This window comes from Microcoleus sp. B4-C1 (assembly GCF_036705285.1).
Classification (GTDB): domain Bacteria; phylum Cyanobacteriota; class Cyanobacteriia; order Cyanobacteriales; family Microcoleaceae; genus Microcoleus.
Genome location: NZ_JAUBUC010000012.1, coordinates 16,950 through 33,070, shown reverse-complemented (window position 1 = coordinate 33,070; position 16,121 = coordinate 16,950). Strand labels below are relative to the sequence as shown.

Sequence of the window (16,121 nt, the reverse complement as noted above, 5' to 3'; positions counted from 1 at the left end):
CTGTTTTTTAGGACTCGCGGCGTTTCTTTAAAAGTCTAAAGCTTATTGTTGGCCGATCGCCGTGGACTTAAGTAAACTTCTGTAAAACCCGCGATGTCCATTGTTCGCAGTCAGGAATGCCAGTCATTTCTAGCCTTTCCCGTTGCCAGACACAGCCATAACGCTGCTTCTTGGATCGGCTAGTACGGATATCTCGCTGGCTTCATACCTATAACCAGGCTGCCCATTCGCGAGGATAGACTGTAAATTATAAATGTATCGAATAGTAACGGTCTTATGTACAAGCAACTAATTTCAAAGATCAAACCGCTTTTGAAATCACTATTTGCGATCGGTCTGGTACTGACGCTAGCCCTCGGTAACGCTGACGGAGCTCTGGCGGCCCGCAGCGGAGGACGCATCGGGGGCGGATCTTTTAGAGCTCCGGCGCGCAGTTACTCGTCTCCTAGTCGCACTTACGCACCGTCGGGAGGGGGCTACTATCCGGGTGGTGGCTTTGGAGGTGGCTTCGGTTTCCCGTTCTTGCTGCCGTTTTTTGGCTTTGGGGGCGGGTTTGGCGGCCTGTTCTCGATTTTGATTTTTATCTCGATTGCTAATTTCCTTGTCCAAAGCTTCCGCCGCGCCGGGGGTGGCACTGACGAACTCGGCAACAGCGCCCCTACTACCACCGTATCTGTCGGCCGCTTGCAAGTTGGCTTGCTAGCAGAGGCCCGCGGTTTGCAAGCCGAACTCGACTCCCTAGCGCGCAAAGCGGATACCGATACAGCGGCAGGTCGTGCTCAAGTGCTGCAAGAATCTACTCTGGCGCTGTTGCGGCATCCTGAATACTGGGTTTACGCGGGCGCTGAATCTGTGCAAACTCGCTTGGAAGCAGCCGAAGCTAAGTTTAATCAATTTTCTTTGGCAGAACGCAGTAAATTTACTGAAGAAACGCTCTCGAATTATAACAATCAGCTCCGCCAAGCAGGGAGCAGCAATATCCTGCCAGGTTTGCAGCAAGATGGTGCGCTGGTTGCTTCTGATTTGAATTCAGATCCTGGAGAATTTATTGTGGTGACGGTGATTGTAGGTACTCAAGGTAAATTACAATTGCCAGCAGTGAAAAACTCTGAAGATTTGCGCCAAGCTTTGCGTGTGATTGGGGGAGTATCGAGCGAGCAGTTGCTGGCGGTTGAGGTGCTGTGGACTCCTCAAGCGAACGGAGACACTCTGACTGCTGACGATATGTTGGCCGGGTATCCTGATTTGCGATCGATTTAGTGAGCAATACTGGGCGCGGAGCATTGTCTACCGCGCCCCATTCCGCAGCAAAGCTGGGCGGGTGAACCCAATTGCTTGTGAGACGGGCATTTCGCGGGATGTTGGGCAGGTCGATCGAGTTAAAAAAGATTGTTTAACAAATGCTAGTATTGAGAGATTCTGATTTAGCGTGATTCATCTGCTATTGGCAAAGCCTGCCCGATATGGGTTTTGCGAAGAAGTTAGGCAGGATAAAAAAAATGTATTAAGCGAGGGCTGCTTCGGAAGAAGTTGCGATCGCACGCCATCTAAATTTTATATAAATAAGAAGCGATCGAGAGCTAAAACTTATGGCCGACAGCAGCAGAAAAAAAGCACTTTTTATTTTGAGCCAGTTAAATAATGACGATATCAACTGGATCGTTCAAAAAGGCAAAAAGGAAGTTCTAGATCCGGGGGGGATTTTGATCCATGAAGGGAGGCAGATAGATGCGCTCTACATTGTTTTGAAGGGGAGTTTGAGCGTTTTAATCGAGGCTGAGCGGACTAGAGAACTCGCTAAAATAGCCAGCGGAGAACTGGTGGGAGAAGTCTCTTTCATTGACGCTCGCCCTCCTTTAGCAACGGTAAAGGCGATCGAAGAAACTCACTTGCTGGCAATTCCTAGGCGGCAGTTAGTCATCAAACTTCAAAACGATATGGGCTTTGCTTCCCGGTTTTATTATGGAATTTCACTGTGTCTGGCAGACAGGATGCGCGGTACGATCCGACATATAGAATATGGTCGCAATATTGAATTAGATCAACCAGAATTTGAACGAGAGGATATCAATCCTAACGTCCTGGAAAATTTGGCGCTAGCTGAGGCTAAGTTTAATTGGCTGAGGGAAAATGTTAAAGCTTGAGGAATTTTAAGGCGTTTTTGAGCTGGGTGTGAAAACTGACCGATTGATACGGTAATTGATAGGTGTACGATGTAACTCACATCTTGCACCATTCTCAAGAACAGGCAAGATGCCTGTTCCACAAAAAATGAGTTTTCTTGTGGGGAGTAGGGGTTGGGCGTCCTGCCCGCCCAATAAAGGATTATTGATCTTGGTGCAAGATGTACGATGTAAACTCTCAACTCAAAAAACAGATGTGTAAAACAAAATAGGGGCAGGTTTTACCGGAAATATCGATCGATAATTGCCGGAACTATAAAAACCCGCCCCTGTGCTTTGCAGTAGTTGCAACCTCGCGCGCTGAAACGCAACTACCACACAATCTAGATAATGCCCGGCCCTTTGCCGCGGGTGTCTGCATCCATTGTCAGTTTTCCTTCCTCGCCTTTTTTATCTTTGATTTCTGCGAGAATTTGAGCGCGTTCTGCGGCTTCGGCTTCTTCTTTTGCTCTCAAATCGCCCGGTTCGTTGATGTACATTTCCGGTTCGATCGCGTAATTGTTAACCAGACCTTCTTGATCTACTGTATAACCATCTGTGGTGTGAATGCTTTCGTCATCGGTTTGGTCATCAGTTTTTGCACTTTTCTGCTTCCCTTCCGTGGTTGTGTGCATGAAATTAGCGCCTTCCCGTTCTTGCCGCGCTGCTGTCTCCGCAGGAGTAATGCCCCTGTCGTAGTGGGGGGCTTCCATATTGGCTTCGATTTGTTCGTCGGTCGGTGTTGATTTGCTAACTTCTTCTTTGGGGGGTATTGGTTGGCGATTAGTCATGATTTATTCCTGAGTTATCTTTTCAAAAAGGTCTTTGCGCTATATTTAAATATTATGCCAAAGCTAGCTCATTCACAAACTATCTTTGGTTATAGTTTGCGAAAAATTGCTGTTAGGGAAAATACCTTGATGGAGTCTTCCTGAAGACTGATAAAATTATGTTTTTATTTAAATTTTCACTATCTGGGACTATTTGGCATCTATCTAAAGATTGGGAATGGGGAATTGGGAATGGGGAATGGGGAATTGGGCATCGGGCATCGGGCATCGGGCATTGGTAACTAATGACAACAGTCAACTGTCAACAGACAACAGTCAACTGTCAACAGTCAACAGACTTTACGATTCTTTAAAGAAGCGGATGATTTCGCGGACGTGGTTGAGAAATTGTCCGTCATCGGTGAGTTGGGCGATCGCACTTTCTGCATCTCTTCTCAGTTTAGTGTGCTCTGCCTGATTGGTCGCTTGCAAAGATTGTAGAGATGCGGATACAGTAGTTAATTCTCTTCTGATAGCTTCCCGTTCCCGATTTTGGACAGCCACCCACGAATTCGGATTGTCTGAACTTATTTGATTGGCCAAATCTTTAACTGTCGATTCTAATTGTGCAAAGCGGCTGCGGAGTTCGACAATATCTTCACGGGGGTGCAAAAATTGGCGGCGGATACTTGTCAGCCTTTGGGCTAAATACTGATAACCTCGGATAGCTGGACGCAGTACAGTTAACAGCAGTGCCGCACCGGAACTGAGATAGCCAATAGCACTAATTCCGGCGGCGGCTAGGGCGTAAAGTGCGATCGCGCTAAACAGGTGAAGTGCGATCGCCACAAAGAGCGATCGGCTAACTAATACAGTAACGTATTTGACTTGTTCCTGATCGACAGCAATGTTTTTTTTAGTCGATTCTGCGGCTTGCGCTAAAACTTCTTTAGCTTCAAAATGGATATTCCAGGGAACTGTAACTATCAGCAACAGCCATTCAAAAATAGCAATGGCAATTACCCAATCAATAAAACTGCCGGCCGAGACGTGCAGCCATTGCAGAATGGCAAAAACTAGCAGTAAAAATATGCCTGTGGCGGCACCAAAACCTGCGAAAGTGTAATACATAGCGATGCCTTGGTGGAATGTTGTTTTGATTGTGGGTAGGTGTTTTAGGTCTGGAGTAATAAACTGTGACAGTTAAGTGAGCGTCCTATTAATCCCGGTTTATTAGTTATGAGTAACAATGCAGGGCAAGAGTGGCGAAAAACCTGTTTTTTTCCACAAATACTTGCTCTACCTCAATCGTAGAATGTTGTTTTGATTGTGGGTATGTTGTTTAGGTGTGGAGGAATAAGCTGTGACAGTTAAGAAATCGTCCTATTGAACCCAGTTTATTAGTGATTAGTAATACTCTGGGACACAAGGGTTTCCAAACGCCGGGTTTTTTTAAGAAAAATACACGGGCTTTAACCCATCAATAATAGTTAAATGAAACGGTTGGTTTGTGAGGAGTGCATAAGTTATAAATAATGAATCATTGGCGATTAGTGAGCGGGATGAAGTCACCGTCTCCCCAACTCATACCATTAGAAAGTTGAAATTTAGCAATTCTAAATGAGTCACCAAAATTTATCTTAATTAATACCAACTTCATCAGAATTGGGGAAGCCCAATGTGTTTGCAATTGATTTAGGATTTCTATTTAAGATTTGAGATTAGGAATAACTGATTATGTTTGGCTGTGCAGCTTGTCTACAGTGGCATTTTTTTGAGAAGTGGTATCACTCACGGCGTTACGCATGGGGAGGAACGCAGCAATCTGGAAACCATCCCCTCTCTCAACTTTTATTTTTCAGATCTGCTAAATCACCTGTGGCTGAGTTGACACTCCCCAGCCTAAAGGCGTGGGGATTCTTAATTCATCGACTGACCTTTAAGCACCATGTCCTTGCGGCAGTCCTTAAACCTTTCAACCGTACAATAGTACAAATTGACGAGTCTAATTCACTGTTACCCCAGAGGGTCTATCTCCAAAAGCGTACTAGGATACAAGCAAGCGAGTTTGGGTATGCCCTACCCTACTTAACAAATCAAGAAATTGTTTGTTTTTACTGGTTTAAGGATGCGTTGATCCTTTAGCTGTTTTAAGAGTTTTCGCCGCTCTGCGTCCCCCGGTTTATACCTAAAAGTGTGTCTTAACTGTTTCACGATGGTAAAGGAGTTTAACCTTGACGATTTTAGTATACTACCAATACCAGCAATTCCTGATTTTTAGGAATGGATTTAAGAAATTAAAGCCGCCCTAGAAGGCGATGTACTGAGCGTAGCCGAAGTGACGGGGTTTTAAACCCAATTTCCTGATAAACTGATTTGGAAGTAGAGCGCGCGTTTTGCAAGTTTCCTCTGTGTAACCGAGACAGTGCTACTGCAACCTGCCCTCAGCCACAGCAAAATAGGTGCCTAAATTAACTCTACATTCTCCGATTTCCATTAACAGGGCGTCTAAAATCTAAAATCAAAAGTGAGCAGCAAGGACAAACCAATGGCGAACTCAACTCTTGGCCTAGAACATCAACTTTACGATTATCTGTTATCTATTTCTCTGCGGGAGCCAGATATTCTGGCTTCACTACGGGAAGAAACTGCTAAGCATCCTATGGGGATGATGCAGATTGCTCCCGAACAAGGTCAGTTTATGGAGCTCATGGTGCAGCTTATGGGAGCCACCAAAACCTTAGAAATTGGCGTTTTTACTGGTTATAGTGCGCTGTGCGTAGCTTTAGCACTGCCTCCTAACGGTCAAATTATTGCCTGCGATGTCAGCGAGGAATATACTGCGATCGCACGACGCTATTGGGAAGCTGCGGGCGTTGCTAATAAGATTTCTTTGCAGTTGGGCCCAGCAATAAATACTCTCGACAAACTAATAGCCGAGGGACAAGCTGGAACGTTTGATTTTGCCTTCATCGACGCCGATAAAGAAAATTATGAGGCTTATTTTGAGAGATCGCTGCAACTTGTACGCAATGGCGGTTTAATTGTAATTGACAATGTTCTGTGGTCTGGACGAGTTGCCGATCCTCAAGTACAAGACGAAAGCACCCTCGCCATTCGTACTTTTAACGACAAATTGCGTAACGATCCCAGAGTTACTCTCAGTGTTGTCCCCATTGCTGACGGACTGACTTTGGCCCTAAAACGCCGTTGGGCTACTCTGATGGAACCTGAACAGCATAATTAAAGAGTTATTTGCGGTTTGTGGTGGATTTTTAAGGGACTCATACCAAAGCTATGAAGAAACCGGATTGCTTAGGATAAAACGGATAATTTTTTTTCATAAACCCCGTTTATAGGTTCAGGACTGTTTTTATTTGCTGCAAACCGCGAAGAAATAACAATTTAAGAATATTATATCTAAACAACGTAATTAATTGATTTGAGGCGTAACTTCGGGTGTCTAATTTACAACTAAAATTACCAATTCACGAAACTTTTCAGTGTACTGTTCAAGGCGAAGGTTACTGGACGGGGACTTTAGTTGATTTTATCAGATTGGCCGGTTGCCCTGTGCGGTGTCCTTGGTGTGACACAGGCTACGAAAATGGGGGCAAAGGTTTGCCGTCTGTACCGCAGTCGATCGCCCAATTGCTCGCTCAATTGCAGTCTCCGAGGGTGGTCATTACTGGTGGCGAACCTTTTATACACGGCGATTTGCCGGAGTTAGTTGAAGCTTTGTTAGAAGCTGACAAGCAGGTGAGTATTGAAACTTCGGGTGCTTGCTGGCAGGATGTTTCCCCGCAGGCTTGGATTACTCTTTCTCCTAAAGAACACGTCAATCCTCAATATCCGGTGCAAGAGCTTTTTTGGACTAGAGCTAATGAAATTAAGTTGGTGATTAGCACGGGCGAAGAAGTTGAATTTTATCACAAGCATTTGGAAAATAATGTGAATATTCCCGTTTTCTTGCAACCAGAATGGAACTCTAAAAATTCAGCAATTCCCATTATATTGGACTTGCTGAAACAGAATCCTAGTTACAGGTTATCTTTGCAAACTCATAAGTTTATTGGTGTACAATAATTTGATAAAGTAGTCAGAGATGTTCGTCAAGTTTGGCGGTGCAGAATCGGGAGTGCATCGCCTTACAATATGTGGAAATATGTGCTAAAATTAAAGCAGCAATTTATGATAATTTGAACGTAATGGAAACAACTACGGAAACCCTAATGGGAAAAGTTATCACAACCCTAGTAATTACGAATCGGCTGGATGAAGGGAAAGCAGAAGATAATCTGATTCCCATCGAGCAAGTCAGGTCTGTTACTCTAGAAAATGTTTTGGTGGATACGGGCGCGACAACTTTGTGTTTGCCTAAAGATGTCATCGCCAGACTGGGTTTGAAAATCCTCAAGCAAGTGGTTGTGGAAACAGCCACCGGTATTAGTGAGGCGAGGATTTTTCGGGATGCTTCGATTTCTCTGTGCGGGCGCGAAGGGACTTTTGAGTGTTTGGAATTGCCAGAGGGGAAAACGCCACTTTTAGGCGTGATTCCGATGGAAGCGCTGGGAATTGAAGTGGATTTGAAAAATCAAAGATTGAAGGTTTTGCCCGACGGGCCGACGGAAACTTATTTGACAATTCTTTGATATTCTTGAGTTTGGATGCCAGCTATTCGATCGGCAGCGCTAAGATGGTTAAGCACTGTTTTGCACTACTCTCATGTCCCAACGCGCCGAAACCTCAAACAGCCAGCCAAGTGCATCCCGCAACGGGCATAATGTGACGAATTCTCACTCTAACAACCAAAATACGATTCGGGTTCGCGGTGCGAGACAGCACAACCTGAAAAATATCGATCTGGAACTGCCGCGCGATCGCCTGATCGTTTTTACTGGTGTCTCCGGTTCTGGCAAGTCTTCCCTCGCTTTCGATACAATTTTTGCCGAGGGACAGCGCCGCTACGTGGAGTCTCTCAGCGCCTACGCGCGCCAGTTTTTGGGACAGTTGGACAAACCGGATGTGGACGCGATCGAGGGCTTGAGTCCGGCTATTTCGATCGACCAAAAGTCAACTTCTCATAACCCGCGATCGACTGTTGGCACTGTTACAGAAATTTACGATTATCTCAGATTGCTCTACGGCAGAGCCGGCGAACCGCACTGTCCGATTTGCGATCGCTGCATTGCGCCGCAGACAATTGATGAAATGTGCGATCGAGTCATGGCACTTCCCGACGGCACTCGCTTTCACCTTCTGGCACCAGTTGTGCGCGGAAAAAAAGGCACTCACCGCAAATTATTGTCGAGTTTAGCTGCGGAAGGATTTATTCGCGTCAAAGTTAACGGAGAAATTTTAGAACTTTCGGAAAATATCGAATTAGATAAAAATCATACGCACAATATCGAGATAGTTGTCGATCGGTTAATTAAAAAACCCGGTTTAGAAGAACGTTTAGTTGATTCTCTGGCAACTTGTTTGCGCCATTCTGAGGGGATTGCGATTATTGAAGAGTTACCGACAGAAGAAAATTCCCAACCACAGGGGCCGATCGTATTTTCCGAAAACTTTGCTTGTCCCGAACACGGCGCGGTAATGGAGGAACTTTCCCCTCGGTTATTTTCGTTTAATTCGCCCTACGGCGCGTGCCAAAACTGCCACGGTTTGGGGAGTTTGCGGACTTTTGCGCCGGAGTTGGTAGTTCCCGACGAGAAAGCCCCTCTTTATTGTGCGATCGCGCCTTGGTCAGACAAAGACAATTCCTATTATCTCTCTTTGCTTTGCAGTATTGCTGATACTTGCGGGTTTGATATCGACACTCCTTGGTATCGATTAAGACCCGAACACCAGCGGGTAATTTTGTACGGCAATGAGCAAAAGCGCAGCGCAGAAAGTAAAAAGCGCGACGGCAGCACTGATTTTAGGAGAGATTTTAATGGCGTAATTTCCATGTTGCAGCGCCAGTACGACGATACTGGTTCTGATTTGATCAAGCAGAAGTTGGAACAGTATCGGGTCGATCGCTCTTGCGAGGTTTGTCAGGGCAAACGCTTGAAACCCGAGGCGCTTTCGGTGCGGTTGGGACAGTACGGAATTGTAGATTTAACCAGTATTTCGATTCGCGAATGCCGCGAAAGAGTAAATAATTTGGGATTGAGCGATCGGCAATTCCAAATATCCGATTTAGCCCTGAGAGAAATCAAAGCAAGGCTGCAATTTTTGCTCGATGTCGGGTTAGATTACTTGACTTTAGACCGCGCAGCAATGACGCTTTCTGGCGGAGAAGCGCAGCGAATTCGGCTAGCGACTCAAATCGGTTCTGGTTTGACGGGCGTTCTCTACGTTTTGGACGAACCGAGCATCGGACTGCACCAAAGAGACAACTTTCGCCTGCTGCAAACCTTAACAAAATTGCGCGATTTAGGCAATACTTTGATTGTCGTAGAACACGATGAAGAAACCATGCGAGCGGCCGATCACATTGTCGATATCGGGCCCGGCGCTGGCGTGCACGGCGGCAAAATTATCTCGCAAGGAAGCTTAGAAAATTTGCTGGCGGCAGAGGAATCTTTGACTGGTGCTTATTTGTCGGGAAAGCGAGTAATTGAAACCCCTAATGAAAGAAGAAAAGGCAACGGCAAAGCTCTCTCAATCATAAATGCGACGCGCAACAATTTAAAAAATATCGATGTGGAAATTCCCCTCGGAAAACTCGTCTGCGTGACGGGGGTTTCCGGTTCGGGAAAATCAACTTTAATCAATGAATTGTTGTACCCGTCGCTGCAACACTATATCACCAAAAAAGTGCCTTTACCACCCGATATGGACGCCCTAAAAACTAAAGGGGAACGCTCTCTCGATGATGTGGTTGATAAGGTAATTGTCATCGATCAATCTCCCATCGGTCGTACTCCGCGCTCTAATCCCGCTACTTACACGGGAGTCTTTGATGTGATTCGGGATTTATTTGCCGAAAGCATTGAAGCGAAGGCAAGAGGTTACAAAGCGGGGCAGTTTTCTTTTAACGTGAAAGGGGGAAGGTGCGAAGCTTGCGGCGGCCAAGGCGTGAACGTGATTTCGATGAATTTTTTGCCGGATGTTTACGTACAGTGTGAGGTTTGCAAGGGTGCAAGGTACAACCGCGAAACGCTGCAAGTGAAGTACAAAGGCAAGTCGATTTCTGATGTTTTGAACATGACCGTAGAGGAATCTTTGGAGATGTTTAAAAATATTCCCAGGGCGGGCGTCAGACTGCAAACTTTGGTTGATGTTGGTTTGGGTTATATTCAGTTGGGACAGCCGGCGCCGACGCTTTCTGGAGGCGAAGCGCAGCGGGTAAAATTGGCAACGGAACTGTCGCGCCGCGCTACTGGGAAGACGCTTTATTTGATCGATGAACCGACGACTGGTTTGTCGTTTTATGATGTTCACCATTTGTTAAATGTGCTGCAAAGATTGGTGGATAAGGGGAATTCAATTTTGGTAATCGAACACAATTTAGATGTGATTCGGTGCTGCGATTGGGCGATCGATTTGGGGCCTGAAGGGGGAGATAAGGGCGGCGAAATTATTGTGGCGGGGACGCCGGAGGATGTGGCGGCAAATCAGAGGTCTTATACTGGGAAGTATTTGAAAGCTGTTTTAGAGCAGCATCCTTTGGGGGAGGCTGTAGCTGTTAGTTAATTCTCACTACAGCACCTAACCTTCGATGAAGGGAAATGCTGATGGGGAGTAAGAAAGATGTAGGCGATCGCCCTCCACCCCAAAACGCTGCGATCGCAACCCCCATAATCGAAAATCAAGGTAAAATCCAAAATTGCGTTATGAGGTGATAATGGAACCTCTGAGCTACCGCCCCTGAGCTACCTATGGTCGAAGTATGAATGCAGTCGAAATCGAAGAAGCAGTTTCCAGGCTGGCTGAAGCGCCCTTTGACTCGGAAGAGTTCCCCTTTGCCTTCCTCGAAGCCTTTGGTAACAAGCCGACGACTCTCAAGCGGCTCAAAAGCAAAAGCGGTGGCTCAAACCAATCGGATCTCGGTGGCGTGCTCCAGCGTAACAATATTCATGTGAAGGTTTGCCCGGAAGGCGAGGTGACAAACACCCTCACGGCGTTGCGGGATAGTGCGGCGACGGCTCGGTATAAGGTTAAGTTTATCCTGGCCACCGATGGCAAAAGTTTTGAGGCGGAAAACCTCGCTGATGGGGAGATAGTCGCTTGCGATTACCCGGACTTTCACAACCATTTCGGTTTTTTCCTGCCCTTGGCGGGCATTACGACAGTCAAGCAGATCCGGGAGAATGCCTTTGATATCAAGGCTACGGGGCGCCTCAACCGCCTGTATGTCGAGCTGCTGAAGGAGAACCCGGAGTGGGACAAGGCCGATCGCCGGGAAGCGTTAAATCACTTCATGGCGCGACTAATCTTCTGTTTCTTCGCCGAGGATACGAATATCTTTCACAGCAATGCCCTCTTCACTGCCACCATCGAACAAATGAGTGCGAGTGATTCGTCGAATACGCACGAGGTGCTGTCGGAGATGTTTCGGGCGATGTGTACGCCGCTTAAGGATCGGGAGGCGGCGAAGATTCGGAATTGGGCAGATAGATTCCCCTATGTGAATGGAGGGCTGTTTTCGGGTGGGGTGGCGGTGCCGCGTTTTAGCAAGATTGCCCGATCGTACTTACTTCATGTTGGCAATCTGGACTGGACAAAGATTAATCCCGATATTTTTGGGTCGATGATTCAGGCGGTGGCGGATGATGAGGAGCGGGGTGCGTTGGGGATGCACTATACGAGTGTGCCGAATATCCTCAAGGTGTTGAATCCGCTGTTTTTGGAGGATTTGCGGGAGCAATTGGAGGCGGCGGGGGAGAATGCCCGTAAGTTGCTGAATTTGCGGCAACGGATAGCGCGAATTCGGGTTTTCGATCCGGCTTGTGGATCGGGGAATTTTCTGGTGATTGCGTATAAGAAGATGAGGGAAATTGAGGCGGAGATTAATCGTCTTCGGGGTGAGGGCGATCGCAAGTCTGAGATTCCGCTGACGAATTTTCGGGGAATTGAATTGCGTCACTTTTCCTGTGAGATTGCGCGGTTGGCGTTGATTATTGCGGAGTATCAATGTGATGTGTTGTATCGGGGGCCGAAGTTGGCGCTGGCGGAGTTTTTGCCACTGAAGGATGATAACTGGATTACCTGTGGGAATGCGTTGCGGTTGGATTGGTTGAGTCTTTGTCCGCCGACGGGGACGGGGGTGAAGGTGCAGCGCGAGGATTTGGATTTGTTTGGCGAGATGCGGGAAGTGGCGGAGATTGATTTTGAGAATGAGGGCGGAGAAACCTATATTTGTGGGAATCCACCTTATTTGGGTTCTACTTGGCAATCGAAAGAGCAGAAGGATGATCTAAAGCTTGTTTTCGATGGACGTACCAAGTTGTGGAAGTCACTTGATTATGTGTCTGGCTGGTTTATGAAAGCAGCGGATTATGGGATGCAAACGACATCTGCTGCTGCTTTTGTATCCACAAATTCGATTTGTCAGGGCCAACAAGTTCCGACTCTATGGCCGCTAATTTTTGAAACAGGACACGAGATTGCTTTCGCTCACACATCTTTCAAGTGGGCGAATCTGGCGAGTCATAACGCTGGGGTAACTGTAGTTATTGTTGGGATTTCCAATCACGTTGATAAAGTTCGATATTTGATTTCCGTTGAGAATAACGGTGAGACGATCGCGAAGGAAGCTGAAAACATTAATGCTTATTTGGTAGCTGCGTCAAACGTATTTGTTGAATCGAGACGAGAACCAATTTCCCTTGTGGAGAAAATGACTTATGGGAACAAACCGGTTGATGGCGGATATCTTTTTGTGCTCCGAGATGACATACCTGTAGAAGATGCTGAGGCGATTTCCCGATACTTGCGACCCATTGCAGGTAGTCATGACTATATCAATGGAACATCTCGTCACTGCCTTTGGATCAGAGATGTGGATATTGGCGCAGCAAAGTCTATTCCGTTTATTGCTGATAGAGTACAGAAAAATAGAGCTAATCGTCTTGCAAGTTGTGATGAGAGTGCAAGAAAGCTAGCAGAACGTGCACATCAATTTCGTGATATAGAAGAAGCTAGGATATGGAGCTTCATCGTACCTAGGCATTCCTCAGAAAACCGCTCATTTCTGCCAGTAGGTATTCTTGACTCTTCATTTATTATTAACGATAGTGCCTTCGCCCTTTACGATGCCCCCCTCTGGAACATGGCGCTGATCGCCTCCCGCCTGCACCTAGTCTGGATCGCCACCGTCTGCGGCAAGCTAAAAACAGACTTTCGCTACTCCAACACCCTCGGCTGGAACACCTTCCCCGTCCCCACCCTCACCGACCAAAACAAAGCCGACCTCACCCGCTGCGCCGAAGATATCCTGCTAGCGCGAGAGCACTATTTCCCAGCCACGATCGCCGATATGTACGATCGCGATCGTATGGATACCGAATTCCCTCTGGTTAGGGAAGCGCACGATCGTAACGACGAAATCCTGGAACGAATCTACATTGGTCGCCGCTTCAAAAACGACACCGAACGCCTCGAAAAACTGTTTGAATTGTACACAAAAATGACCAGTCAACCAGCACTGCCAAAAAAGTCCGCCAAACGTAAAACCAAAGGAGAAAAATGATGATGGCAAAAGATTTAACTTCATCGCCACTCGATCGCCAAAATATCCTCAACAATCGCTATGCCCTAGAAAAAATAGAAGAATACTTAGGATTAGGAGGCACTTACTATGATGAAGAACTGCTATTTACCAAACAACAACTGATTGAAATTTTCGGTATCAGCGAAAGTACAATTGAAAAGTATCTATCCAGTCACAACGATGAGCTGAAGACTAATGGCTATAGGGTGCTACGAGGTCAGAAACTTCGAGAGTTCAAGACTTTGATGGATGCTACCGTAACTGATTACGGTACCAAAACCACAGTCCTAGGGGTTTTCACCTTCCGGGCGACTCTAAATCTAGCAATGGTGCTAGTGGAGAGCGATCGAGCCCGTGCAATTCGATCGCGCATCTTAGATATCGTCATTGACGTAATGGCAGAACGGGCAGGCGGACATACCAAATACATTAACCAGAGAGATAACAATTACTTACCAGCAGTCTATCAAGAATTTAGCTATCGTAAAACCTTTACCGATGCCCTTGATAATTACCTCGACATGGGTAAATTTAAGTATGGCATTTACACCAACAAAGTGTATCAGATTGTTTTCCGAGAGAAAGCCGAAGAATATAAGCAGATATTAAGCCTGGGTAAAAACGATTGTCCCCGTGATACCATGTATGCCGAAGTTCTCATCGCCATTGCCAGTCTAGAGAATGGTTTGGCAGCAGAATTGAAAGCCGAGTCAGAAAAGCTGGGACGAAAGCTGAAACAAAAAGAGGTTGATTCGCTATTGGAAGCGGCAGAGGAAAACCCCTATCTAAAACCCATTATTGAAGATGCCCGCATCAAAATGGCCAGTCGCGATCTAGGGTTTCGGGATGCTCTGCATCAACAATTAGAAGCCTATATCCAAAGTGTTCCAGAGAGCGACTTTGATAAATTTTTAGGAGAAACCAGCCGTTCTTTAGAAGAGCAACTTTCCGATCCGGCTCTTTTGGCTGTATTTAAGCGATTGAAGGATCGGTAAGTTATGGCAGCAGATTTTTTTTACTTTGACATTCACTATGCGATCGAGCTGCATGATTGGATTATCGAAAACTCAGGCGGCTTTCCGGGTTCTAATAATCCGAGTCTACTAGAGAGCGCATTAGAACATATTCAAAACGATCTCTATTATCCTGAGATTCACCACAAATTAACTCACCTAGTTTTTGCTGTCAACAAGTTTCATGCTTTTAATGATGGAAATAAACGCTCTAGTATTGCATTGGGAGCTTATTTTCTAAAGCTCAATGGTTACGATTTTGTGGTAATAAAGTTTGTCCTAGAAATGGAAAATATCGCCGTCTGGATAGCAGAAGGAAAAATTTCTAAAGAGTTTTTATGTGAACTGATTGAGTCTCTTATTTTCGAGGAAGATTTCAGTGAAGAACTTAAGTTTAAGTTGGCGCTTGCTGTCATGGGCGATATTGATTCTAATGGTTAGCTTAGCTAGAGCAGAGTCGTTACCTCCCTTTTTGGGCGTAAAAGTGCTTAAATGCAAATCCACATGACGAAGCTCCAAAGCTTAAAACCCTTATGAATGAAGGATTTAAGTGCTTAAAAGCAAATGGAAGTCACCCCGAAACCATGCCCCCCAACCTCCGCGCAGACCACGCTACCCCAAAGAAGTCGCTACACGATCGCATCTACATCGATCGCCACTTCAAAACGACACCGAACGCCTCGAAAATCTCTTCGAGCCATACACCAAAATGACCCCCAGCAAACGCCCCCCGAAAAAGCCTGCTAAAGGTAAAACTAAGCCCTAGACCCTTCAGCCATAATAAAAGTAAAAATTCATCCATCCCCAAAAAATCATGACAGCCGCCGAAAAACTCTACCAGCTTATCCAAACTCTCCCAGAAAGCCAAATCAACGAAGTCCTCAACTTCGCCGAATTCCTCCACCAAAAAAAACTCTCCCCCCGTCAAACTATCCCCCCCGGCACTCTCACCGGACTCCGGGGCATCGCCAAACGTCCCGGTTCAGCCCCAAACGAGGATGACATACAAGCAGAATATACCGACTATCTCACCCAAAAATACCAGTAAGCCATCCCGTGAAAATTCTCATTGATACCAACATTGTCCTAGACCTAATCCTGGAACGGGAACCCTTTGTCGAAACCGCGATCGCCCTCTTCGAGCAAATTGAACGGGGCAACTTAGAAGGCTATATCGCCGCAACCACCATCACCAATATTTTCTACATCATCCGTAAAACCGAAGGTCGTGAAGTCGCCCTTGCTGCCATTCATCGGCTACTAACTGGACTCCGATTTTGTGCTGTCGATCGCCAGACCGTCGAAACTGCTCTCAGCCTTGGTCTGAAAGACTTTGAAGACAGCATCCAACTCGCCTGCGCGACCCTCAATCGACTTGATGGAATCGTCACCCGCGATCGGAAAGACTTCATTGGTAGCAACCTCCCCATTTATTCCCCCACAGAACTCTTAAACCAGCTCTAGCAGAAAA

At 46.3% G+C, this 16,121-nt stretch carries 14 protein-coding genes; 12 read left to right on the top strand and 2 right to left on the bottom strand.

What is annotated here, in order from left to right:
• Nucleotides 1–276 precede the first annotated feature (276 nt).
• Together QUB26_RS07065 and QUB26_RS07060 are read left to right on the top strand one after the other, a co-directional pair.
• Entirely contained in the window at nt 277–1,260 is a 984-nt protein-coding gene (locus QUB26_RS07065) for a DUF1517 domain-containing protein (RefSeq protein WP_333317281.1), read from the top strand.
• 329 nt (nt 1,261–1,589) lie between these two features.
• Nucleotides 1,590–2,144 (top strand): cyclic nucleotide-binding domain-containing protein, encoded by a 555-nt coding sequence (locus tag QUB26_RS07060; RefSeq protein ID WP_333053285.1) that lies wholly within the window; start codon nt 1,590–1,592, stop codon nt 2,142–2,144.
• 362 nt (nt 2,145–2,506) lie between these two features.
• On the opposite strand, the gene QUB26_RS07055 is transcribed toward QUB26_RS07060, so the two are convergent.
• A complete protein-coding gene (locus QUB26_RS07055) occupies nt 2,507–2,953 on the bottom strand; it encodes a hypothetical protein (protein WP_333317279.1) in 447 nt (148 codons plus the stop codon).
• A 339-nt stretch (nt 2,954–3,292) separates the two neighbouring features.
• The gene (locus QUB26_RS07050) at nt 3,293–4,063 is read right to left on the bottom strand and encodes a hypothetical protein (RefSeq protein WP_333317277.1); all 771 of its coding nucleotides are present in this window, start codon (nt 4,061–4,063) and stop codon (nt 3,293–3,295) included.
• 1,417 nt (nt 4,064–5,480) lie between these two features.
• On the opposite strand from QUB26_RS07050, the gene QUB26_RS07045 reads away from it, so the two are divergent.
• The 10 genes from QUB26_RS07045 (at nt 5,481) to QUB26_RS07000 (ending at nt 16,114) form a co-directional block, all read left to right on the top strand.
• Nucleotides 5,481–6,179 (top strand): class I SAM-dependent methyltransferase, encoded by a 699-nt coding sequence (locus QUB26_RS07045; protein ID WP_333236206.1) that lies wholly within the window; start codon nt 5,481–5,483, stop codon nt 6,177–6,179.
• A 212-nt stretch (nt 6,180–6,391) separates the two neighbouring features.
• The gene (locus tag QUB26_RS07040; protein ID WP_333317275.1) at nt 6,392–7,018 is read left to right on the top strand and encodes a 7-carboxy-7-deazaguanine synthase QueE; all 627 of its coding nucleotides are present in this window, start codon (nt 6,392–6,394) and stop codon (nt 7,016–7,018) included.
• Nucleotides 7,019–7,140: 122 nt separating this feature from the next.
• Nucleotides 7,141–7,584: a retroviral-like aspartic protease family protein gene (locus QUB26_RS07035; protein WP_333214113.1), complete on the top strand. Its 444-nt coding sequence runs from the start codon at nt 7,141–7,143 to the stop codon at nt 7,582–7,584.
• Nucleotides 7,585–7,657: 73 nt separating this feature from the next.
• On the top strand, nt 7,658–10,618 hold the full coding sequence (uvrA, locus tag QUB26_RS07030; protein ID WP_333317273.1) for an excinuclease ABC subunit UvrA: 2,961 nt from the start codon (nt 7,658–7,660) through the stop codon (nt 10,616–10,618).
• Nucleotides 10,619–10,814: 196 nt separating this feature from the next.
• Nucleotides 10,815–13,616, top strand: a complete 2,802-nt coding sequence (locus tag QUB26_RS07025; protein WP_333317271.1) for a DNA methyltransferase — start codon at nt 10,815–10,817, stop codon at nt 13,614–13,616.
• A complete protein-coding gene (locus tag QUB26_RS07020; protein ID WP_333317269.1) occupies nt 13,613–14,632 on the top strand; it encodes a DNA-binding protein in 1,020 nt (339 codons plus the stop codon). Before QUB26_RS07025 ends, QUB26_RS07020 begins: the two co-directional genes overlap by 4 nt.
• A gap of 3 nt (nt 14,633–14,635) precedes the next feature.
• Entirely contained in the window at nt 14,636–15,091 is a 456-nt protein-coding gene (locus tag QUB26_RS07015) for a type II toxin-antitoxin system death-on-curing family toxin (protein WP_333317267.1), read from the top strand.
• Nucleotides 15,092–15,183: 92 nt separating this feature from the next.
• Entirely contained in the window at nt 15,184–15,363 is a 180-nt protein-coding gene (locus QUB26_RS07010; RefSeq protein WP_333317265.1) for a hypothetical protein, read from the top strand.
• 101 nt (nt 15,364–15,464) lie between these two features.
• A complete protein-coding gene (locus tag QUB26_RS07005; protein ID WP_333236222.1) occupies nt 15,465–15,698 on the top strand; it encodes a DUF2281 domain-containing protein in 234 nt (77 codons plus the stop codon).
• Between the two features lie 8 nt (nt 15,699–15,706).
• A complete protein-coding gene (locus QUB26_RS07000; protein ID WP_333236224.1) occupies nt 15,707–16,114 on the top strand; it encodes a PIN domain-containing protein in 408 nt (135 codons plus the stop codon).
• Nucleotides 16,115–16,121 lie beyond the last annotated feature (7 nt).